The organism is Nonomuraea sp. NPDC049784, from assembly GCF_040659615.1.
Lineage (GTDB): Bacteria > Actinomycetota > Actinomycetes > Streptosporangiales > Streptosporangiaceae > Nonomuraea.
The window spans coordinates 19323-41627 of sequence record NZ_JBFAMX010000031.1 but is presented as its reverse complement, the minus strand read 5'-3'; the positions used below and the strand labels follow the sequence as shown (position 1 = coordinate 41627).

General features: G+C 66.1%; 15 protein-coding genes. 5 read left to right on the top strand and 10 right to left on the bottom strand.

All coding sequences use genetic code 11. From position 1 onward, the window contains the following. On the top strand, positions 1 to 469 hold a 469-nt coding region (locus AB0J09_RS10720; protein ID WP_360688456.1), incomplete at its 5' end, for a dihydrofolate reductase family protein. A 300-nt stretch (positions 470 to 769) separates the two neighbouring features. On the opposite strand, the gene AB0J09_RS10715 is transcribed toward AB0J09_RS10720, so the two are convergent. The 4 genes from AB0J09_RS10715 to AB0J09_RS10700 form a co-directional block, all read right to left on the bottom strand. Next, positions 770 to 1783: a PHB depolymerase family esterase gene (locus tag AB0J09_RS10715; RefSeq protein ID WP_360688453.1), complete on the bottom strand. Its 1014-nt coding sequence runs from the start codon at positions 1781 to 1783 to the stop codon at positions 770 to 772. Between the two features lie 206 nt (positions 1784 to 1989). Next, complete coding sequence (locus AB0J09_RS10710; RefSeq protein ID WP_360688450.1) at positions 1990 to 2505, bottom strand: sigma-70 family RNA polymerase sigma factor; 516 nt, start codon at positions 2503 to 2505, stop codon at positions 1990 to 1992. 1350 nt (positions 2506 to 3855) lie between these two features. Next, entirely contained in the window at positions 3856 to 4494 is a 639-nt protein-coding gene (locus tag AB0J09_RS10705; RefSeq protein WP_360688447.1) for a hypothetical protein, read from the bottom strand. Positions 4495 to 4847: 353 nt separating this feature from the next. Next, entirely contained in the window at positions 4848 to 6140 is a 1293-nt protein-coding gene (locus tag AB0J09_RS10700; protein WP_360688444.1) for a dihydrodipicolinate synthase family protein, read from the bottom strand. Positions 6141 to 6258: 118 nt separating this feature from the next. Between AB0J09_RS10700 and AB0J09_RS10695 the strand changes: the two genes are divergently transcribed. Then, positions 6259 to 7230 carry a LysR family transcriptional regulator gene (locus AB0J09_RS10695; protein ID WP_360688441.1) on the top strand — a complete coding sequence of 324 codons (972 nt, stop codon included), beginning with the start codon at positions 6259 to 6261 and terminating at the stop codon, positions 7228 to 7230. Here AB0J09_RS10695 and AB0J09_RS10690 read toward each other — a convergent pair. Both AB0J09_RS10690 and AB0J09_RS10685 read right to left on the bottom strand, forming a co-directional pair. Further along, positions 7227 to 7841, bottom strand: a complete 615-nt coding sequence (locus AB0J09_RS10690) for an NAD(P)-dependent oxidoreductase (protein ID WP_360688438.1) — start codon at positions 7839 to 7841, stop codon at positions 7227 to 7229. The genes AB0J09_RS10695 and AB0J09_RS10690 overlap by 4 nt on opposite strands. Further along, positions 7799 to 8197: a hypothetical protein gene (locus AB0J09_RS10685; protein ID WP_360688435.1), complete on the bottom strand. Its 399-nt coding sequence runs from the start codon at positions 8195 to 8197 to the stop codon at positions 7799 to 7801. The genes AB0J09_RS10690 and AB0J09_RS10685 overlap by 43 nt, the downstream gene beginning before the upstream one ends. A gap of 517 nt (positions 8198 to 8714) precedes the next feature. On the opposite strand from AB0J09_RS10685, the gene AB0J09_RS10680 reads away from it, so the two are divergent. The 3 genes from AB0J09_RS10680 to AB0J09_RS10670 all read left to right on the top strand — a co-directional run bounded on the left by AB0J09_RS10680 (position 8715) and on the right by AB0J09_RS10670 (position 11100). After that, on the top strand, positions 8715 to 10082 hold the full coding sequence (locus AB0J09_RS10680) for a ferric reductase-like transmembrane domain-containing protein (RefSeq protein ID WP_360688432.1): 1368 nt from the start codon (positions 8715 to 8717) through the stop codon (positions 10080 to 10082). Positions 10083 to 10112: 30 nt separating this feature from the next. Further along, positions 10113 to 10613 carry an FMN-binding protein gene (locus AB0J09_RS10675; protein WP_360688429.1) on the top strand — a complete coding sequence of 167 codons (501 nt, stop codon included), beginning with the start codon at positions 10113 to 10115 and terminating at the stop codon, positions 10611 to 10613. Between the two features lie 199 nt (positions 10614 to 10812). Further along, entirely contained in the window at positions 10813 to 11100 is a 288-nt protein-coding gene (locus AB0J09_RS10670) for a hypothetical protein (protein WP_360688426.1), read from the top strand. On the opposite strand, the gene AB0J09_RS10665 is transcribed toward AB0J09_RS10670, so the two are convergent. The 4 genes from AB0J09_RS10665 to AB0J09_RS10650 form a co-directional block, all read right to left on the bottom strand. After that, positions 11097 to 11729 carry a CPBP family intramembrane glutamic endopeptidase gene (locus AB0J09_RS10665; protein ID WP_360688423.1) on the bottom strand — a complete coding sequence of 211 codons (633 nt, stop codon included), beginning with the start codon at positions 11727 to 11729 and terminating at the stop codon, positions 11097 to 11099. The genes AB0J09_RS10670 and AB0J09_RS10665 overlap by 4 nt on opposite strands. 180 nt (positions 11730 to 11909) lie before the next feature. Beyond that, on the bottom strand, positions 11910 to 12350 hold the full coding sequence (locus AB0J09_RS10660) for a DUF1877 family protein (RefSeq protein WP_360688420.1): 441 nt from the start codon (positions 12348 to 12350) through the stop codon (positions 11910 to 11912). Positions 12351 to 12377: 27 nt separating this feature from the next. Beyond that, on the bottom strand, positions 12378 to 13232 hold the full coding sequence (locus AB0J09_RS10655; protein ID WP_360688417.1) for a hypothetical protein: 855 nt from the start codon (positions 13230 to 13232) through the stop codon (positions 12378 to 12380). Between the two features lie 134 nt (positions 13233 to 13366). Further along, complete coding sequence (locus tag AB0J09_RS10650; protein ID WP_360688459.1) at positions 13367 to 21775, bottom strand: DNRLRE domain-containing protein; 8409 nt, start codon at positions 21773 to 21775, stop codon at positions 13367 to 13369. Positions 21776 to 22305 lie beyond the last annotated feature (530 nt).

Genomic DNA, 22305 nt, shown 5'->3' with positions numbered 1-22305 from the left:
CGAAAACCGTGAGCCCGACGCCCCGGCGCACCTCGACTTTCTCCAGAGCGCGTACGCACACATCATGGGCCGCACCGCCTACGAGGGCATCGCCGCGGCGATGACAACGTCCACCGACCACCCGTTCGCCGACATCCTGAACGCCGGGCGCAAGGTCGTCTTCTCCCGGACCCTGACGACGGCCGACTGGGCCAACACCACCATCGCCGCTGGTGACACGGCAGAAGAGATCGACAAGCTCAGGCTGGGCGGCGACGGCCACATCGTGGTCTGGGGCGGCGTCAGCCTCTGGCGGTCGCTCATGCGGCTCGACCTGATCGACGAGCTCCAGCTGAGCGTGTTCCCCTACGTTGCGGGCGAGGGCACCCGGCTGTTCGACGGCGTCCCCAAGTCCTGCCAGCTCGACCTGATCTCCAGCACCGCCTCCAGCAACGGGATCGTATATCTGCAGTACCGGCGACACCGCTAACCCAGCGGCCGACATGCACAACGAGCGGCAGTCACGCGAGCACCGCTACCTGTCCGAGGAGTCCACGACCCAACTCAAACCAACCGGCGACACCGGCGGCATCGCCACGATCGACAGCGGCAAGTAGACACCGAGACTCAACCTCAAAGCCCACCACTCCACGGGGCATAGCCTCCGGGTGCTGCTACTTCTCGCTTCTTTGCGGGCCTCGCGTTCGTAGTCATCATGATCTTCGGCATGCTCACGTTCGGATGATGACCGTGGGTCGCTGTGGCGTTATTCCGGCGTGACGGCGCGGCGTTAGCGCGAGGGGGTGTGGTCGAAGGCGTTGAGGATGAGCGCGGTGGCGTCGAGATCGCGGGCGGTCTTGCCGAGCCGCGACACCTCGATCGGGCCCGGCCAGGTGTGACCGCCCCCGTCCACGGTGTACAGCCGCAGCATGGCCCGGCCGGGGCAGGACTTCCAGGATCGCACCCGTACCTGCGTCCCGAAGCGGCCAGCGGCGGGGCCGCTGGTGGGGCTGGTGCAGCCGAGCGAGTGTGCCCACTCCTCGACGGTCCGCTCCACCGGCGGCAGCACCACCAGGTCGGCGAGGGTGCGCAGGCTGCCGGTGGCGTCCCGGAAGGGATGGCCTCCGCGGTAGGGGACGATGCGGTCGGCGGTGCCGTGGAAGACCACGATCGTGGTGGGGGTGGGCCGCTCGCAGGGGCGCACGATGTTCACCCCGGCCACGGGCGCGACGCCGGCCAGGCGGCCCTGCAACGCGCAGACCAGCGCTGCCGCCATCCCGGCCCCGTAGGACATGCCTGCGGCGAACTCGCGGTGCGCGTCCACGCACAGGCCCCGTTCGAGGTGGTCGAGCAGCGCCGCCAGGAAGCCGGTGTCGTCGGGCCCGGCCGTGTGCGGCAGCGTCCAGCCCGTGCGCCCCTGTGCGGCCTGCGGGGTGGCCACGACGTAGCCGCGGCGCGAGCCGACCTCGGCCAGGCGGCTGTAGGCGCTCTGCTGGGCGGCCGAGGAGCCGAGTCCATGCAGGTCGAGCAGGATGGGGTGGGGGCCTGGGCCGTCAGGGACCGACAGCAGGAAGAGCCGATCGAGGCCGCCGAAACGCAGCCGGTGCCGGCCGGGCTTTAGAGGGTGCGCGGTGGCGCACCCGCTGGTGGGCGCGGCCTGCGCACTCTTGCCGAGCTGGCTGGTCCGGCCCGGGCTTGCCGAGGGAGGGGTAGTCGGGGCCGGGCCGGTTGAGGCCGGGGCGGTTAAAGGTGGCGCGCCGCTGCAACCTGCGGCAAGCAGCGCCGCCACCACCAATCTGATCAAGCCCTTGACCATCGTGACTCTCCCCCTCCATTGGCGGCAGTGTGCGCGACTGCGGCCCGCGCACGCTGGCGCCGTCCAGGTGCCGTGAGGCCCTGTGGACATCATGACTCGCCGACGGTGACCACGGTGGGCAGGGCATGACGGCGCCCTGCGGCCCACGACGGCCGCGGCCGCAGCGCTGCCTGTGAACTGGCTGGTCGGGCCTTCTACGCCCGTCCGGTTGCCAGCTCATAGGCGCCTAGGGCGGCTTGGATTGCCAAGCGGTCCAGATTGCGTTGCATTCGTTTCCGGGCATGATGCAGGTTCACCCGGACGGTGTTGGCGCTCAGTCTCAGGAGCCGGGCAATCTGGGCAGGCATGTAGCCCTGACGGCTCAGCTGGAGCACTTGTTTCTGTCGGGGTGGCAGGTCGGCTAGAGCTTGGTACGCGGCGCGTTCCTCCGAGCTGTTAACGACCGGCTGCGAAGGCCTCGACATCGACGTCGGCGGCCCATGCTCGACCAGGTCCCATCTGAACTGTTCGGCATCGGCGTTGCTGGCCTCTACGGTCATTTGGTTCAAGAACGCGGCACGGAGGATCTCGCGCCCTTGAGCTAGACGCCGGTGGACAAGGCGCTGCGGGATGTCGAGCAGGAGGGCGGTCTCCTCGACTGAGTAACCATCCACTCGAAGGGCAATCGTCGCCCGCACTGGCGGCGACAGCGTCCGCATCCAGGCGAGCACGAGGTCGCGCTGGACGCTCGCTTCGGAGACCTGGTCGACGTCCGGAGGCGATCCCGAACATGCTGAGCTGCTGGATCGTCATCGGGAGTTCTCTGCCCCAGTTGCGCGCGTCTTTCCAGACACGACGGCGGGCTACGGTCCCCGCCCATCCTGTGATGCTTTTCGGCCTTCTGCCGCGGCGTAGATCGTTCAGCAGATCCTCGAGGATCTGCTGAACGATGTCGTCGATATCGGGCCGGCCCCGATTCGGCCGCCCTCCTGCACGAGGTCTGGGACGCCGCGGACTTGCCGTTCCGGTCGGGCCTGGCCCTTTGGCGGTCGTCAGCTTGCCGCGCCGCGGTCGGTGGAGTAGGGCATCTCACGCAGGAGGCAGCGAGCGTCCGTCGCGCTGCCGGGGTGTCACCGTCGGCCCGTTCGAAGCCGCAGCCGCTGCGCTCGCGAGGCCCGGACCCGCGGGCGCCCTTGCCGTGGCGGACGTGCAGCTTGCCGAACCGGCCCAGGTCCCACTTGATGTCGGCCAGGTCGAGCTTGCACGCCTCGTTCACGCGCAGCCCGACCTCGGCCATCAACCGGCAAGCGGTGTAGTTGCGGGCGGTCGGGGCGAACTTCCGGCAGGTCGCCAGCTCCTGCCGCCACCCGGCGAACAGCCGATCCACCTGGTCGACAGTGGGCGGGATGCGCAGCTTGCCTTGCGGGCCGCCGCTCGGCCGGTTCATCTCATCGATCGGGCACTCAATGACGCGGCCGGTCATCTGGTAGACCTCGACCTCGTGCCACAGCTCCAGGAACAGGAAAACGTCTTGATCGCCTGGGCCCGGGCCAGCCGGGTGCCCTTCGCAGTGGCGCGCAGTACCTTGCCGAAGTATGCGTCGGCGTCGGCGGGCTCCATCTCCCACAGCGGCCGGCCGAACCAGGCCCGCGCCTGCTCCAGGTGCACCACGTCGGAGGAGATCGTCCCGTCCGACAGCCCCCCGCCGCCCAGGCGAGCACGAACCCTGCCAGCACGTCGGTCTCCAGCGCCTCCAGATCCTCCGTCGTGGCCGGGGCACGCGCCACCCGAAGATCCTTCACCACCGCCAGACCCAACTCCGGCCACCTCGCCTTCACCCGGTCAGTAAGAAGCTCGGTCACATCGACGGATCTTCACGAAGAGTGAAGGTACTTAAACTCAATGTGATCGAACTGAGGAAGGCGGAAAGTTCCAGCCCCCAGGCCATAACAGCGCCATCCGGAGAGCCAGAGATGATGGGGAACTCAGGGGGTCATTTCTTAAGTACTCCCGACGGGCTGACCCGGACGTTCCACCTCTTCCGCACTGCAGCTCGCGCAGATAGGCGTGTTTCGCCTGTCCTACGGGGACTCCGCGGCTGTCACAGAGCGTCGGCGTCGCTCCACAAGGAGGAAGCGGACCACGACGAAGCCAATACTCACGGCAGCCGCCAGCCACACGACTGTCTTCCCGATGGCCGCGATCACCTCGTTTCTGCCGGGCGGGAGCATGACCATCTGGACGGCGGCGCCGACCGGCACAGTCAATCTCGCGAGCAACCCAATAGCACCCGGCCGCCTGACGCATGCACCAACGCAACCCAGAGGCCCTCCGAATATGAAGCTGGCGAACCACCACACGGATTCGGACTCGTACCAGGGGAACTGCCCACCGCTACGGATGGTGTCCACGATGCTGTAGGCGGCCGTGGCCGCAAGCAGGGCCAGCACACCAGCGGCAGCGCCTTGCGCCAGTGCCGCCAGCCGGCTCTCTCCGGCGCGTGTGACCAGCCACCCCGCTGCCACCGCCAGACCCGCCCAAGCCCAGCCGGAGTCGAGCAGCACACTCACGACTTCTGCGACTGACCACCCGCTGGTGGTATAGGCACGGCTTTCAAGGTTGGCGAAGCTGCCGGAGAGGGCGTTGACGAGGGAGGTCGCCGCGCCGAATCCCACTCCGGCCACCAGGGCACTTATAAGGATCCCCACGAGCCGGGTCACACGGGAGCGGTCCCGCCGTCGACGGCCATGTCGCTGATCGCTAATCACGGTGCCTTCCTACCGCACAAGCGCACCCGGCTCCGGAGAGGGTTGCGGGATCTTCGTCTAATGAGGCCCTGGCCTGCACTTACCTCCGAAGGACCATGCCACCTATGGGGTGCTGGCCCACTGTGGACCCACGATCATGGCGCAAATCGCCGCAGCAATTGTTGGTTCGGCTTCGGGGTGCATTCGTGGAGTTCGCGCTAACGTTTGCGGGCGATGCTGAGCAGCTGCGTCGAGTCGCTCACCGGGTCACGCCCCTTGGCCGCCTCGGACAGATCGACGCTGATCCACGGGGACGAGCCATGCTGCTACGTCGTGGGAGTGTCCAGCCGGCGGTCGGGTGTGATCTGAGAGGGGTCGGTGCGGATCTCGATGACGGCGGGGCCGGGATGTGCTCGGGCCGCCGCGAACGCGTCCGCGAACTGGCCGGTCTCCTTCACGACCCAGGCCGGCGCACCGAATGATCTCGCGTACTGGACGAAGTCGGGGTTGCGCAGGTCGGTGGCGATGGCGCGGCCTGGATAGTGCCGCTCCTGGTGCATCCGGATGGTGCCCAGCATGCCGTTGTTGACGATGACGAGAACGAGGTCGAGGTTCTCCTGTACGGCCGTCGCCAGCTCGCTGCCGCTCATCAGGATGCAGCCATCGCCGGCGAAGGCGACCACCGGGGAGTCGGGGCGGACGGCCGCCATGGCGAGCGCTGCGGGGAACCCGTATCCCATGGCGCCGTTGTGCGGTGCGATCTGCGTGCCATGGCGGCGGAACTCGAAGAACCTCTGCAGCCACACGGTGTAGTTCCCGGCCCCGTTGGTGACGATCGCGTCGTCGGGGAGCTCGGACCGGATGTGCCGCATGATCTCCGCGAGGTCAACCGTCCCATCGACAGCGGGAGGTGTGGAGAACCTCTCGTAGCTCGCGCGAAGGGCGTGCAGCCACTTGTCCCGCCCCGCGGGGGCCTCGGCGGTGTGCTCGGACAGCAGCCGGGTCAGAGGCTCGAGGGAGCAGACGACCACGTCGTCCGGTATCAGCGCGCGGCACGCCTCGTCCGGGTCGTCGCTCACCACGATCACCCGCTGCCCCTGCTTGGGCCGCGCGGTCAGGGTGAACCCGTCGGTCGTCGGGTCGTCCAGCCGGGGCCCCAACGCGACGATCAGGTCGGCCTCCAGAGCCGCGCTTCTCAGCTCCGGTGATCCCCCCAAACCGAGGTACCCCGCGTAGACGGCGCTGCGATTGTCCACCGCGTCCTGGTACCGGAACGCCGCCGCGATCGGGATCGAGCTCCGCTCCGCGAAGGCGCGAACGGCCATCTCAACGGCGGTCGCGGTGCCGTATCCGGCAGCCCCCATGACCGCGGTCCCGCGCGGAGCCACAACCACCGCCGCCCTGATCACCTGAGCCGCCTCGGCGAGCGTCAAGGCGAAGAACTCTCCCGTACCGCCGGCGGCCGTCATGCCGGCCGGGCCATAGGAGCCCAGCCACTCCAGGTGAGTCTGGTAAGCCTTCTCGTCGAACCGCAGGTCAGCAGTGGTGTGGGTCACGGGAAAGCACAGAAGACCGCTACCCAGGACGGCCTTGAGCTCGGCAGGTTCGTATCGGGACATGGTCAGCGCTCCGCATGACGTGTGATGGTTCTCGGAGGCTAGGACCACGTATCATTGCGCGTCCAACACAGTCTTGGCATTGATTAATACCCTTATGCGCATAGACCGGAGCGCTGTCATGTACACACTCGAGCAGCTACGTGGATTCGTCGCTGTTGCCGAAGAGCGAAGCTTCGGTAAAGCCGCCATCCGGCTGCGCATGACGCAGCCGCCGCTGAGCAGGCAGATCCAGCGCCTTGAGCGGGCCATCGGCTTCGAGGTGTTCGTACGTACCTCCCGCTCGGTCGCCCTGACCCCCGCCGGCAGGATCTTCCTCGACGAGGCGCGTCGGGTGCTGCATCAGGCCGACGCCGCGCCCCTGCTGGCGCGGCGGGTGGCCCGCGGGACCGCCGGCCAGATCCGGATCGGCTTCACGGCAGTGGCCGCGCTGAACATCTTCGGCGACTGGATCAGACGGATCCACCAGCAGTTGCCCGACATCGACGTGGTGCTCACGGAGATGATGACGAGCTCCCAGATCGAAGCGCTTCTCGCGAGCGAGATCGACGTCGGGATCATACGTGGCGTGCCGCGCTCGAACCTGCTGGACGCCCGGCTGATCCACGCGGAGGCGCTGGTGGTCGCAGTCCCCGAGCGGCATCCGCTGACCGCGTTCACCCGGCCCCCGACGTTGAACGAGATCGCCGACCACGACGTCGTGACGTACGGCCCCGCGCCGGCGCGATACTTCCACGAACTCGTGATCTCGACGTTCCACAATGCCGGAGCCGTGCCGAACTACGTGCAGTACGTGAGCCAGGTGCACAGCCTGCTCGTACTCGTCGACGCGGGCATCGGAATCGCCCTGCTCCCACGGTCCGCCGCCCGGCTTGGCCCGCCGAACGTCCGCTTCCTTGATGTCGCTGGGATGCCCGAGGATCACGTGGAGCTGCACTGCTCCTGGCGGGCTGACAGTGACAACCCCACGCTGCCGGCCGTCCTGGCCGTCCTCGACGAGATCACGGGCTCATCCGGCAGCGTCGATCACGCCAATCGGCTCGGCGAGGTCGCAGCCAGGTGTACGGAGCTGCGGGAGTCGGCTAGCGGCTAGGCGATCACGTCGATCGCGCCGGTCGGGGTGAGACCGCCTAGCACGTCGAGCAGACCCTGCGCGGACACCAGGCCGGAGCGCCGCTGCGCCTCCTCGGTGCGGCCCGCGCGGTGAGGAGTGGCGACGACCTGATCCAGTGCCAGCAGCGGATTGTCCGGCCGGGGTACCTTGCCTTCCCAGACGTCGATCCCGGCGCCCGCGATCCGCCCCTCGACTATGGCCTTCGCCAGCGCCTTCTCATCGACGATGCCACCACGGGAGACGTTGACCAGGACCGCGTCGGGTCTCATCAGCGCGAACTCCGCCGCCCCCAGCATGCCCCTGTTCTGCTCGGAGAACGGCACCTGGACGCTCACGACATGGCACTGCCGCAACAGTTCTTCGAGGCTCGCGGCCGGCTCCGCTCCGAGTGCCCGGACCTCGTCGTCCGTACGGCGTGGATGGTAGGCCAGCACCTCCATGAGGAAGCCGTGGCGAGCGATCCGGGCGACCTCCCTGCCTATCCGGCCCATCCCGATGATGCCGAACCGCTTGCCGGACAGGTCGTGCGACAGCTCACCTTCACGCGTCAGAGCCAGATCGGCTCGGCCGCACGAAGCCGCCGTTCCCACGCGGGGATCCGGCGGAAGGCGGCGAGCGTGAGAGCGAACACCATCTCGGCCACCGTCCGCGAGTTGGCGTCGGGCGTCACCAGGACGGGGATGCCGCGAAGGCGGGCGGCCTCGACTGGGACGTTCTCGAAGCCGGCGCCAGCGCGGGCGACCACCCGAAGCTTAGGGGCGTTGCGGATGACCTCGGGCGCGATGCCGTCATGCCGCAGAAGCAGACCTTCGACCCGATCCAGCACATCGGTAACGGGCTCAGCCTGCGGCCCGAACCCCACATGCACGTCGGCGTGCTCCCGCAGCAGAGCCAGGCCATCGGGGTGAATCGGCTGCGTCACGTACACCACGGGTCTGTCTTTCACGGGTATGAGGCTACATCTGCCCGAAACGGTGATCTCCGGCCCAGCACGAACCACCCTCACGGTCTTGTACTCATCGGCAGCGACTCAACACCGGACATGATCACTCCAAGGCCGTCTCGCTGTCCGCGAAACGATCAAACCTCCGCTCAGCACAACGATTCGGAGGATAAAAGAACAAGCTGAGAGGTGGCACGGGTGTGAATGCGATCAAGCGGAATCCCACGCGCGGACGCGCACGCCTATCACTGACTGATCGCCCCATATGCCGCTCTCATTCTGCATGTCTCCGCTGCCGTCCGTTGGGTTCTGCCAGCTCGCATGACCTGCGGCGTCACATGGGCCGTGGGCTGCAGTGGATGTACGCGGAAAAAGATCGGACAACTCGTAATGCGTGGGGTTGCCGCGAGCGGAGAGAAACTTCTGACTTCTCTCTGAATCGGGGGGCGAGTGGTGCGCTCAGAGGGCCTGCAGAAATTCCATTGGAAAAGTGGCAGCCCGAGTCGACGAGAGGAGTCCCGTGGCTACCACGTCAACGTACGCCACCCGTGCCAGGGCTCACCCCCGGCAGCCCGCCGTACTATCCCCTGGCACCGTTCCGATCCTGGCCCAGCTGCTGATCTACGCCGGAGCCGCAGTTGTGGTGGGCCTCTGGTGGGTCGACACCACCTCGGTGGTTGGTCTCACCGGGTGGCTGACCGACGCCGGCCGGATCACCGGCCTGCTCGCCGGTTACGCCTGTGCGGTGCTGCTCGCGTTGATGTCCCGCTTTCCGCTGCTGGAACGGGGTGTTGGCTCGGACCGCATCGCCCGCTGGCACGCGCTTGGCGGCCGCTACACCATTTCGCTCACCCTCGCCCACACGCTGCTGATCATCCTCGGCTACGCGGCGGGCGCCCACGTCAGCGTCGTCAGTCAGACCACCACGCTCGTCCTCACCTATCCCGACATGCTCAAGGCCACTGCGGGCTTCCTGCTCCTGGTCGCTACCGGAATCATCTCGGCTCGCGCCGCGCGCCGCCGACTGCGCTATGAGACGTGGCACTACCTGCACTTCGCCACGTATCTCGCCATTTTCCTGGCCTTCTTCCACCAACTCTCCGACGGCGTCGACTTCGTCGCGCACCGCCCTGCCGAGCTCGCCTGGTACGCCCTCTACATCAGCGTGGCAGCGTTGCTGGTCTGGTACCGCTTCCTCACCCCGGTGCGGCAGGCGCTACGGCACCGGCTGACCGTGGCCGAGGTACGGCCGGAGGCACCCGGCGTGGTGTCGGTCATCATGACCGGGCAGCACCTGGACGAGCTGGGCGCCGAGCCCGGCCAGTTCTTCCGCTGGCGTTTCCTCGCCCCCGGGATGTGGTGGACGGCGAGCCCATACTCGCTGTCCGCGCCGCCGAACCGGGACTTCCTGCGGATCACGGTGAAGGCCGTCGGTGGCCACAGCGAGGCGCTGGCCAGGCTCCGGCCCGGCACCCGGGTGTGGGCTGAGGGGCCGTACGGCGCCTTCACGGCGGCGCGGCGCAGAGCACACAGAGTCCTGCTGCTGGGCGGCGGCATCGGCATCACCCCGCTGCGTGCTCTCTTCGAGACGCTGCCCGGCGAGGTCACTGTTGTGTACCGGGCACGTCGGCCGGAGGAGCTGGCGCTCTGGCAGGAGCTCGATGCCATAGCGGCCGATCGCGGCGCGACCGTGCACTACGTGGTCGACGAACCCATCCAGCACTCCTCGCCACTCACCGCGGCGGGACTGGTCTCCCTCGTGCCGGACATCGCCAAGCGCGACGTCTACCTGTGCGGCCCGCCGGGAATGACGGCCGCCGCCATACCGGCGCTGCGCCGGGCCGGGGTGCCGCGCCGCCGCATCCACCACGAGTTGTTCGCGTTCTGAGCGTTCCCAGATCCTCGAAGGAGCACTCCCATGGCAATGCGCCGTGCCGCCGTTCTGACCACCTCAAGCATCGCGGGCCTGGTCCTGCTGCTGGCCCTGAAACCGCACCATACCGTCCTGCCCGTGCTGGCCACTTCCCGCGGCGGTGCCACAGTGTCCTCACCCGAGCCGGGCCCCAGCTCCAGCCGGTCGAGTAAGTCCAGCAAGTCCGGCAAATCCAGCACGCAAAAGCGCGGAAGCAGCAGGGGCGGCGCCACCGGCACCTACACCGGTGACGTCGAGCAGACTCCGTTCGGCCCGGTCGAGGTTGCCGTCACCCTCTCCCACGGCAAGCTGACCAAAGTCAAAACACTGCAGACCCCGAACGATGCCGGGCAAAGCCGCGCGATCGCCGCACACGCGGTGCCCATCCTGACCCGGGAGGCGCTGGCCGCGCACAGCGCGCACATCGATGCCGTGTCCGGCGCCTCCTACACCAGCGAGGGATACATCGAGTCCCTCCAGAGCGCACTGGACAAGGCCCGCGCTTGAGTGCCCGTGTACAAACTGATCCCTGAGCCCGCTGCGTGGGACGATAAATGGGCAAGTTGGTGACGTAGCGCGAATATTCAGAGACATAGAGTAACTTTCTGATGAACACCGACACCGACATGACGAAGCTGAAGTTCCTGGCCCGTGACCGCGGCCAGTTCACCGATGCCTTCGACGCGGTCTTCGCCTCCTGGACAGCATGCTCATCCTCAACGAGCACCATCTACGCCGAACCCTCACCCGCTACCTGGCGCATTACAACACGGCCCGACCTCACCGCGGCATCGAACAGTTGTCCCCATCGCAAGCCGAAACAGGACCGCCAACCCCCAGCCCGAGTTGGCCAGCAGGGTCCCCGAGCCGTCAAACGCACCCGACGAAGCAGCTACAGGGAACGCCACCCCCTCCGACAAGGGCATCCGGCACGCAGGACCGGCCACCGTCACGCTCTTGCCGCGGCAACCTCGAACCAGAGAATGATCGTTAACTAATCGGCATTGGCGTCGTTCGCCGTGATGATCGCAGCACGAGCCAGGGAACCACCACCAGGGACATCAGGTCCAGCCAGAGGTGCAGCACGATCGGCACGAACAGGCTTCCGCTCGACAGATAGATGATCGCAAGAACAACGCCGATCACGCCTGTCCGCAGCATGCCCTGCACACCTTGATAAAGATGCGCGAAGGCAAAGGCGATCGACGATATGGCCACTGCCGTCCACGTCGGCAAATCGAGCAGGCCCGCGAACAAAGCGATAAGGAACCCTCGGTAGAACAGTTCCTCCGCGACTCCTGCCGTCACCACCAACGAGAGGACCACGGGTAGATCTTTGCTCGACTGCAGTATCAGCAGCCGGTCCGGGCGGCGGGCGATCAGGTCATGACCACGCCGGCGCACTGTCATCACTGCCAGGGCGACGCCGACCACTGCACCCGCCGTGACGGCGACCAGGAAGAACGTGGGAGCCAACGCAGCGCCGAAGCCGATGTCGGACAGCACGAAACGCGGATCAAGGAGCAGCCAGCCGCCGATGAGCAGACATATGATGAGCCAGTTCAGATTTCGTCGCAGGATATATCGAGCTCGCGTCCGGTGGGAGAGCCGGGGCACGGCCATGAGTTGAAGATACCTCCTGTGGCCATATATCGGTAATACCACGACCACGAATATTGTTAAGCCCAGTGCTAGCGTACTGGCAGCCGTCTCTCGAATGACATTCATGGGGGCAACCTCCCCTGTGCGGACACATAGAGATCATTGAGGGCGTGCATTGTCGTCAACGCGATGGCGGCCGGACTAGCCGCTGAGTCTTTTCACCACTGCGTTTCGGGCCTCGGCCGCGGCCCGGTAGAAGCTACGCAGTTCTTCGAACCTCGGGAGGAGATCCTCGTTCACGATCTGTTCCACATCGCCGCCACAGGCGGACTCCAAAGCTCGGCGATGCCGCGTGACGAGTTCGGAGAACGAGCTCTGTGCGAGATGTGCGGCGGCGCGTCGTACCTGGACGTCATCGATCGAGATCAGCATGCCGCCCGCGGTGGTCGGTGTCGTGCGGCCACCCACGATCGCCAGTTCGGCATCGGTGCGGCCGGTCCACCCGCTTTGATCACCTGCCAGCACGGTCTGCAGGAGGTCCCAGGATTGGCCAAGGGTCAACGGGTCACCTACGACAGCGGTGACCGAGTCCGAAGGAGAGGCATCCGCGTCGACGCGGTAGAGGATGAGTGTGGCGCTCATGGCTTTCCTGTCAGATCGAAGGGAGCGTCAGCCACCGTATACGAGCCGCCAGTGAGGAAAATGGGGGTCGAACTTCGGTGTGCCCCAGGGCAGCACTGGTGCGAGCGCCGCGTGGACCCGCTCTACAGCCGCATCGGTGTACTCCTGGAACGTCGTCGTCGCCCGGAGGAACACACGCCCCTCGGGCAGTGGGTCAATGGAGACGAAGGCTCCCGTCGCACGCAAGTGCTCCACCCCCCCGGCAGCCTCCAGCACGTCCGGACCGATCACCATGACCCATGAGTAGCCTCTTACGGAATCGTCACTGCGAGGGCGTGTGTCGTCCTCGAGGAGGCCCAGTGAGCTTTCCAGGGCACTGGACGGCGGCTGCGCGTCGTCGGCGACGAATCCGAATTGCGGTGGCCGCCCCTCGGCGTGCTGGTGGAGCAGGGCCGCACACTTCTCGGGCAGCGGGTCGCCATGCGCGGCGATCGGCTTCGTCGACCGAATCTCGGCTGTCAGGGTCATCCACTCCGGCACGTCCATGAACCGATGGGCACTTATTTGCAACCGAGGAAATCCCAGGTCTCCAGCGGCATCTCGCGCCGCCACGGAGAGGGACATCTCCTCCGGCATTTCGAGGCCTGCCCGCAAGAAATTCTGATAGTTGTCGGGCGTCCAGTCATACTCTTTGGTCGTCCTGCGCCCGCGCCTCAATGACACGACGCGCAGAGTCGACAGCAATTCGCCATCCGGATCGCGGATCTGATCCACCGCCTGACCGAAGACGTCTTCGCCCAGCTGACAAAGGGCCATTTCCGTCCAGTCGAGCACGAGACCCTGGAACTCAGCGCCCTGGGCGGGTGTCCGATGATCTACGAGCACGGCCAATTCGGCAATCATGCCGTTCTCCTCTGTGCAATGGGCGATCACTGAGGTGGGCGGTTAATAGGTTGAGCGCCACCGGATTCGGGGCCCCAGAGCCTCGCCTCCGGTGGCACTCAACTAGCGTTTACCGACCTTACCAGGGCAGTAGCTTATTGGGTCGCCGCACCTCCGGACAATGCGCCTCCGGCGAACGCTAGTACGGCAAGCAGGCCGGCTGCCGTACCTTCGCCGACGGCACCCCAGTCTATGGACGGCATCTGCCATTGAGGAGCACCGAGCGGGGGATGGTTCGGCACCGCGGTGGGTACCGGAACAGGGCCAGGCACGGGCACCGGCACAGGATGCGGCTCCGGCGATGCGGGCGGCCTTATCTTCGTGATCGTATAGACCTCGACACCTTTTCCTCGCGAAGTGACGGAAATGAATTCGCGCGGATTTGATCGGTTTACGCCACCGCGTGGAGAGATCGTGAAGCCGAGCCGAATGGGCCGATTATCACCCTTCGCGCGCAGCTGCTTCTTGAGGTATTTGATGTAGTTCTTCAGCTGCCCCGGAGCTTGCTGCTCAGCAGGGCCACCTGCATGTTTGACTTCCCAGATGTAGACCGCGTCGTCCGTCCAGTACAGCACATCCGCGTAACCCGGCTTCTTCCCAGGATTATCGTAGGACCCGCCACGAATATAATTATCCGTACGCGAAGTGGTGACTCTGCCCTGGCCGCCGTTATTCATCAGATCATGCAGCCGCAGATACATGGCCGTCAGGTCGACGGCCGTCTCATGCGGCTCCTTGTATATATCCCACCATTTCCGTTCCTCGTCGTCGTCCGCCGCCTTCACGGCTGCCGCGGACACCTGCTTGCCGTACTCCTCGGGCGACATATCGATGGGGATATGTCCGTCGAGTTCGATATTGCCGATCGGGTTGCCGCCGGCGAAGGCATAACGGTTGGCGGTCCAGGGATCAAGGCCGAGACTCAGGTCGTTCAGGGCACCGTTATAGGAGTCACGAACCAGGAAACGGTTGAGGCCCGGGTTGTAGTCGCGGAACCCCATGTCGTACATGCCGGTGGAGTTGTCCCAGCGCTTGGCGTTGAAGCGGTAGGGGTTGTACTCCTCCTTGGCGGTCGGGTCGACGGGGTCGGGCTTGTCGACGCCGGTGAAGAGCTTGTCGTCGTTCTTGCCGTAGGCGGTGTAGCCGTAGGTGGCGCGGGTGTCGCCATCTTGCTTGGTGATCTGCTCGACGTCGGTGTGCGGGTTGTAGCCGTAGTAGGAGTTCTCCTCCGACCCATTGGCATCGACCTTCACCTGCGACAAGCGCTCACCCCATGGCGAGTACTGGAAGGACTTGGTTAGTTTGCCGGCCACCTCTTCGTCCAGGACCTCCGCCGAGAGGCCGAGGTAGGAGTAGGCGGTGGTCTTGGCCTTGTCGGTGCCTTCCTTCTCGGTCTTGCTGGTGGTGCGGTCGAGCGGGTCGTAGGTGTAAGTGGTGACGGTGTTGGTAGTGCCGTCGGTGCCGAGCTTTTCGTGCTTGGTGACGTGGTCGAAGCCGTCGTAGGTGTACTTCTCCCAGGTCTTCCCGCCACCCTGAATAGTGCGCAGCCGGCCGTAGGGGTCGTAGGTGTAGGTTGCCGTGACTCCGTCGGTGGCGGAGGTCATCAGGCGGTTGCGGTCGTAGGTAAAGGTGGTCTTCTTGCCTAAGACCTCCTGCTCCCAGACGTTGCTGTTGGGGTCGTGGGAGTAGGTCTCGGTCTCCGCGGTGCCGCCGCCGACCGGGGTCTTGACGGTCTTGGCGATGCGATCGCGGGGGTCGTAGGTGTAGGCGTAGTCGTGTTCGAGGTAAGCGCCGGGGGTGTCGGCGCTCTGGATCTTGGCGTGGTCGCTGGCGCGCTGCAGGTTGCCCTGGTAGCCGATCGTGTGCTCGGCCACGACCGTGGCGTTGGGCTTGGTCTCCAGGCTGTGGCGCAGGAGGCCGGACAGGAAGTAGTCGTAGGTAACGGTGTTGCCGTTGCCCTTGGTCTCGGTGAAGCGTTCGCCGCGACTGGTGTAGGTGTAGCGGGTGGTCTTCGGCGCCGGATCGGCGGCCGACTTCTTGTTGACCACCTGCTCTACCAGGTCACGGACGTCGTAGCCGTAGGTGGCGACCGTCTTGTCGTGCGTGCGCTCCACCACGGCGCTGTTCTCGTTGTAGCGATAGCCGGTGGTGTTCTTCAGCGTGCCCTTGATCGACTCCTTGATCGTGTCGATCTGGTTGAGGTTGGTGTAGGAGATGTCCCACAGATCGATCTTCGCGGTCGGGGACTTGTCCTCAATCGTGGTGAGGTTGGCGTTGGCGTCGTAGGTGTAGGAGAAGTCCTTCTTCTCGCTGTCGGACTCGCCGCTGTTGTCGCGCACCAGCTTGACCGCATCGGCCGCCACGGTGCCGTTGGCGTCGTCGGTGAGGGTGACGCTGTGGGCGGTGCCGGCGGTGAAGGTGTAGGTGCCGAGTTCGACCCAGGTGCCGGGGTTCTTGGTCTGGTCGAGGGTGGCGCTGGCCTCGCCGCCCTGGTGCTTGACCTTGTATTTGGCGTTGGTGGCTGTGGCGCCGGAGGGGTATCGGACCTGGACCTTGTAGGTGCCGGCGGTTGGGGTGGTGAGGTTCCAGGTGAAGGAGGACTGGCCGGTGCCGGCGGGGGCGGTGGCGTAGTCGTAGCCGACGAACCCGGTGGTCGGCTCGGCCTGGGGGCCGACGATGTTGGATGCTGAGCTGCCGCCGGTGCCGAGGGTCCAGGTGCCGGTGGTGGTGGTCTGGCCGGTGTCGGAGTTGTCATTCATGACGACGTCGAGGCCGAGGGGGACGCCGTCGTCGGAGTGGGTCTTGAGTTTGCCGTCGGGGTAGTAGGACCAGTCCAAAGCGCGCTGTGACGAGCCGCCTGCGCTGGTGACGGTGCGGTTGGTCTGCAGGCCGAGTTCGTTGTAGTCGTAGGTGGTCTTGATGTCCCACGGGTCGGTGGTGGTCTTGGACCAGCCGTTGTCCCAGTAGGTCATCGTGCTGACGTTGCGGATGCTCTGCCCGTGCGAGGGCGGCTGGGAGATCTCCTTCAGCCGGGAGACCGCGTCGTAGGCGTACAAGACGCTGTCGGGCTTGTTGTAGACCGGGTCGGACCGGTCGTAGGGGTAGATCTCCTCGATCGGACGGTTCAGCTTGTCGTATTTGGTTTCGGCGACGAAGTCGACCAGGTCGCCGCCGCGTTCCACCCCGCGTGGGGTGATGGTCTTGGTCTTGTTGCCGACCTCGTCGTAGACGAACTGGGTGGTGACGTACTTGAGGGCGTCGCCGGTCCCGGAGTGCGGCACCTTGGTCTCGGTGACGTCGCCGCGCTCGTTGTAGCCGATGAACGTCGTGTTCTTGTCCTGGTCGGTCTGGCTTACGACCTGGCCGTCCAGGTCGTACTCAGTGCCCGTCTCGAACCCGGCCGCGTCCTTGACCGCGGTGACGCGGTGATTGCGGTCGTAGGTGGAGATCGCGCTGTAGTCGCCGGTGTCGGCGGTGGCGTTCTTGCGCGGGTCGATGACCTTGGTGACGTTGCCGACGTCGTTGTACTCGTAGGTGATCTTGTTCTGCCGAGCGTTGGCGACGTCGGTGGTGATGGCGCTGATCAGCTGGTAGATCGGGTCGTACTTGTACGTAGTGGTGAATTCGGCCGGGTTCGCGCCGGGCAGGTTGCCCTTGGGCTCGGTCTGGGTGGCGAGGTTTCCGGCCTCGTCCCAGGTGAAGGTGGCCTTGCGCTCCGGCCCGTCGGTGGTGTCCTTGGGCAGCACCGACTCCAGCAACTGGTCGGCCTTGTCATACCGGGCCGTGGAGACCGCGCCGTTGGGTGCGGTGGCCTTGGTGATGTTGTCGTTGGCGTCGTAGACCGGCGCCGGGGTGACGATGAACACCGGCGGGGAAGCGTCCTGGTCCTTGGGAACCTTGGACTCGAGCGGGCGTTTGAAGATGTCGTAGGTCTGGGTGGTCTTCTTGCCAAGTGCGTCGGTGACTGACAGCACGTTGCCGCGCACGTCGTATTCAGTGACGGTGGTGTGGTCGTCCTCGGCCGCCGTTTCGAGGCCGTACGCGTCGGTGATCTTCCGCGGGTAGCCGGTCGGGTGGTAGTCGGTGTAGGCGGTGGTGTTGCCGTTGGCGTCGACTGTCGTGGCCAGCTGGCCGAAGGGGTCGTAGGTGTAGGTGGTGACGTAGTCGTCAGCGACGTCGGTGGTTTTGACGCCGAGCGGGTCGGTGACCTTGAGCAGGTTGCCGTTGGCGTCGTAGTCGAACTTCCACGTGTGGCCCTTGGGGCTGGTCTTCTCGGTCAGGTCGGCGATGTAGCCGTTCAGGTCGCTCTGGTACTTCAGCACCGTGGGCGGGGTGCTGTTCTTGTTGGCCTCGGCGTCGGTGATCTCCAGCGGGTAGCCGGTCAGCGGGTCGTACTTCCACGTCGTGGTGGCGTCTTCCGTGGTGCGGTCGGGACGGCCTTTCTCGATCAGTGTGGTGACATTGTGATCGGCGTCCCACACCAGATCGGTGATCTCGCCGTTCGCGTTCGTGATCTCATCGGGACGGCCGTAGGCGTCCAGGACGTAGCGGGTCTGGTGCTGCAGCGGGTCGGTCACCGTGGAGTGAATGACCGCGTCGCCCGGACCGTCTGGATCCTCATAGGCGAAGCCGTTGTCTTGCCCCAGACGGTCGGTCAGGGTCTGGACCTTCCACAGATCTTCCGGGTCTTCGGTGGCGTCGTAGTAGTCCAGCTTGGTGGCGTACTTCTCCGAGCCCTGCGGGGTTTCCGTGTGGGAGCGCGGGTCGATGACCTTGACGAGTTTGACGTTCTTGTTGCCCTGGGTGGCGTCGTATTGGAAGGCGAACGTCTTGGCCTCGTCGTCACCCGCGCCGTCGATCATCCGGGCGAGCAGGCCCTTGTCGGTGTAGGCGAAGGTGACCTTGCGGCCGGCGATGTCGCTGATCGACTCGACGTTGTCGATGATGTGCGGATTGGTCAGCTTGGTGTCGTCGACCGGCTGCCAGTTCTCGTCGTCGATGTAGGTGTAGTCCTGGCCCTTGGCGTAGTAGTCGAACCTCAGAGTCTGGCGGCCGGCAGCGTCGGTGATGTACTGCAGGAACTTGGTCGGCTTGTTGTTCGACCTGCGCCGCTCATAGGTGAACGACATGGTGTTGCCGTTCTTGTCGACGATCGCGGACTGGAAGCCTTCGTCGTCGAAGAAGAACTGGGTGCGGTCGGGCTTGGTGAACACCCATTGCCGCTGCGGGTCGTCGGTGGGGTAGTCGGGGTAGCGGTCGTCGGGGACGCGCTGCAGGTACAGGTGCACGCCGCGCGGGTTCTTGTAGCCGCACGTGGAGGGGGTGCAGGTGTTGGGGTCTATGCCTTCGGGCAGCGTCCACACGTGTGTGGTGCCGTCGCCGTCGGTCAGCCTGACCTGCGATGGCCAGATCTTGCCGGGTGGGTGGAACTGCAGTTGCGAGCCCAGCTTGGACAGCGTGCTGGTTTGCAGTGACCAGCCGTAGCCGAGTGAGGCTGTTGAGGTGTCCAGGGAGTTATAGGTCATGCGGGCGAAGGTCTGCACGCCGCGGGAGGGGTTGGTGAAGACGTTGTAGTTCCAGACGACGTTGCCGGCGTAGGGGTTGACCAGCGCGGTGCCGCCGGCGCCGGTGTTCTTGCCGGTGTAGGTGTAGAACTTCTCCAGCCCCAGCAGGTCGCTGGTCGGAGAGTCGATGCGGATCTGCTGCGGCAGTTCCGGCAGGTGGTGGGTGGCCGACTTCCAGTTGTTGGTGGTGGTGTCTTGGACGTCCCACACGACCTGAGCGCCTTCGGCCAGGTTGGTGCCGGGGCCGGTCACGGTCGGTGCCTTGACGGGGACGGTGACGACCGTCGTCTCACCTGGGGCCAGCGGCGCGCCCAGCGTGGTCTTGCGCTGGTTGTCGGGGGTGGAGATGTCGGTGCCGTCGGGGAGCTTCCAGTGGTAGGAGACTGCCGTGGTGGTGGCCGGCCAGGTCTCGTTCGTGGTGTTGATGACCACCACCGGCAACTCGATCGTGGCGGCCGAGTCCAGTCGCTCCGGTGTGCCCGGCACGTAGAACGTCGATGCGCCGGTGGCCTTGTCCCGGTAGACGATGCGCAGCCGTGGACGTAGGACCGGCTCTTCGGCCTCGCTGGACAGGAAGGAGACCGCCTGCTTGGCGGTGCCGGCCTCGTTGGCCACCTTCAGCAGCAGGCCCTTGTTGGCGGCTGGGTCGGCGACCCATGCCTTGGCTGCGTCGGTGACCGTCAATCGCCGCCAACCCGGCGCGGTGTTGCCTGCGGGCGTGCTGCCGAGCGCGGGGGTGGCGAAGTCGCCGCCCGTCGTCGTCCACGGGCTGGTCCAGGTGGCCGCCTCGGTGAAAGCGGTGGTCAGCCGGTGCGCGGCCAACGTGGTGCCGGAGCCGGTGGCCGAGGCGCCCCACATCGACAGGGTGGCCTCGCTGATGTCGGCATCGGCCGGCACGGCGTCGGCGAACTTGCTGAACGACATCACTGCGCGGGTGTTGCCCAGGGCGCCGGTGGTGTTGCCGACCGGTACCCGCGCCTGGTCGTGTCCGGCCACGGGCTCGCCCGAGGACAGCATGGTGTCGGCGTCGGCGTACAGCGTGGTGGCGATTTGTCCCGGCCGGGGCGCGACCACGGTCATCTCCTGCGATGGCGAGCGCTTGCCGTTGGCCAGCACCGCCACCACCCAGTAGGTGATCTCGTGAATGTACTGGGAGTCGGCTACCGCTTCGGGGTCGCCGCCGCTGGCGGTGTCGGTGTGGGAGGTGACGTCCGGCGGCAGCGTGGTCACCAGCGACCCACCCCCCGTCTGGGTCGTCACGCCTCCGGGGAGTTCGCATCCCGACGGGCAGGTACGGTGCAGCTCGTACCCCACCAGGTCGTCGGAGGCGTCCTGCGGGGTGGGGTCCTCATAGGCGGTCCACGACAGGGAAGCGCCCACCGAGGTGGCGGTGGTGACCGGCTTGAGCGTCACGCTCGGCAGGCCGTAGGTGACCACCAGCTTCGGCGTATTGACCGTTTCGGCCGCATAACCATCGCCGCCGTAGACGCTTTCCGTGGCCGCCTCGTACACCGGGCCGCCCACCTTCGCGGTCGCCGACTCATCAGCCGCCTTCAGCATCAGCCCGTTCGACGTGAACTCCTGGCCCAGCCAGCCCTGCACCACCTGGGTGACGTCGAAGGAGTGCCAGCGCGACAATTCACCCGGCTGCCGGGTCACCGTCGCGGCCGGGGTGGCGTTGAAGGACGGCTGGGAGCTCCAGGACACGTCGTAAATCGACCAGTCGGAGGTGATTTCGTGGGCGCCGATCGTCACCGGCCCGGCCTCACCCAGCGCCTGGTCGAAGTACACCTCGAACCGTGCCTGATCGACCTGCACATTCTCATCTGGCAGCTCGTCCAGCACCGGGATGTTGATCAGCGACCGGTTGATCGCGCCCGCGCTGGTGCGGCCTACCGGCAGTTGCCAGGCGTCTTGGAAGTTGCCAGTGCTGCTGGCCGAGGTCACGTAGGTGTCCTGGGACCAGAACCAGTCCGGCTGAAGCCGGATCGTCGGGTCGATGACCACCGGCCACTTACGCTCCGCCGCGGCCAGCCAGCCCGCATCCGGGGTGAGCGTGATCGTCGCCTCGCTGCCCTGCTGGCTGACCTCCTGCCGCACCGCCTCCGACGAGCGCCATCCGTACGGCGAGGTGGCGTCCTTCTCAGAGTCGATCATGAACGGCTTGGGGATCGTGAACGCCGCCGTGCCGTCCGGCCCCAGGAACGCGATCGACCCGTCCGACCGCGCCTGCGCCTGCATCCCGCCGGTCTTGACGGTGAACGCATACGACGCGCCCGCGGCCGGCGGCCCGGTCAGCACGAGATACTCCTTCACCCCCTCCGAGGTGAGCCGGTAGACCAGGTCGACACCGTCCCACACGCCGGGATAGGTGACCGTGGACCCCTCGACCTTCGGCGTGATCTGCCGCGCCTCGCCCGGCACGCCCAGGGTGAGCTGCTGCTCGCCCGTCTTGACCCGCACCAGCTTGTCGCTCTTGTCGCCGAAGCGGGTGGAGAAGCCGGTCTTGTCGTTGCCGTGCGTGAAGCCGTCGTCGGCCAGCCCGTCGATCCGGGTGTCGATCGGCTGCCAGGAGCCGTTCTTGTCCCGGTAGCGGAGCGGACGCGAGGACACCTCAGCCTGCCGCCGGCCGTCTTCCAGCTCATACACGGTGGTGAACCGGGAAGCCTTGCCCGGCAGCTCCTTGACCCGTTTGCCCGGCGGCGCGGCCACGCGCCGCTGCTCGGCCGGGCTGGTGTTGCGGCCCGGCAGGATGATCTTCTGATCGCTGGGGCGCATCTCGCCCTTGGGATCCTCGGCGAACCATCCCGCCACCTGCGCGGCCAGCCAGCTCGACACGCGGGATATCAGGTTCGGCTCGGCAGACGTCGCGGTTGCGGTCTGCGCGGTGGCGGGCGGTGCGGGGGCCAGCGTGATCACCAGCGTGGCCGCCACGACCACGCTGATCAACGTGCGTAACCGTGTGTGACGGCGAGGTCGGGGCCTGTCGGCCGGTTGCGGTCGTGCGAGGGGTAATTGCGGCACGGGCACACTCCATAGGCATGCGACCCACGAGGGTCGCAGATAAGGAGGATCTAAAGATCCCTCAGGCAAAACATCCGCATCACGCCACAAATCGGCACATTCGGTCAAGAACCACGGAAAGTGACTTACCAGAAGAGTCGAACACACTGTTGAATGAGACGCGGCAAGCCTGCCGGGCTGCGAAGATCCACTCGAAGGCGGGGCCCCAGCCGATCCCCAAGAGATGTAACGGAGAGTGAAAGATCCAGGTCGCCGAGACCACCCCTCAACGCACCTGGCAGTCAATTCCCAGCTAACTCACAGCAATTGACACAGTCCGTAAACACTTGCTCCAGAACACCTATGACGTGCAGAAAGGCGCGTCAGGCGGGTCTACGGCGACGAATCTTCGCAAGACGGCCTTGACCGCTGTCACCATCCATGTCTAGATCGAAAAGGTTTGCCGT

Coding starts and splice junctions, on each gene's coding strand:
- AB0J09_RS10700 (WP_360688444.1), bottom strand. CDS start 6,140: ATGTCCCGATACGAACCTGCCGAGCTCAAGGCCGTCCTGGGTAGCGGT.
- AB0J09_RS10695 (WP_360688441.1), top strand. CDS start 6,259: ATGTACACACTCGAGCAGCTACGTGGATTCGTCGCTGTTGCCGAAGAG.
- AB0J09_RS10675 (WP_360688429.1), top strand. CDS start 10,113: ATGGCAATGCGCCGTGCCGCCGTTCTGACCACCTCAAGCATCGCGGGC.
- AB0J09_RS10670 (WP_360688426.1), top strand. CDS start 10,813: ATGCTCATCCTCAACGAGCACCATCTACGCCGAACCCTCACCCGCTAC.
- AB0J09_RS10665 (WP_360688423.1), bottom strand. CDS start 11,729: ATGGCCGTGCCCCGGCTCTCCCACCGGACGCGAGCTCGATATATCCTG.
- AB0J09_RS10660 (WP_360688420.1), bottom strand. CDS start 12,350: ATGAGCGCCACACTCATCCTCTACCGCGTCGACGCGGATGCCTCTCCT.
- AB0J09_RS10655 (WP_360688417.1), bottom strand. CDS start 13,232: ATGATTGCCGAATTGGCCGTGCTCGTAGATCATCGGACACCCGCCCAG.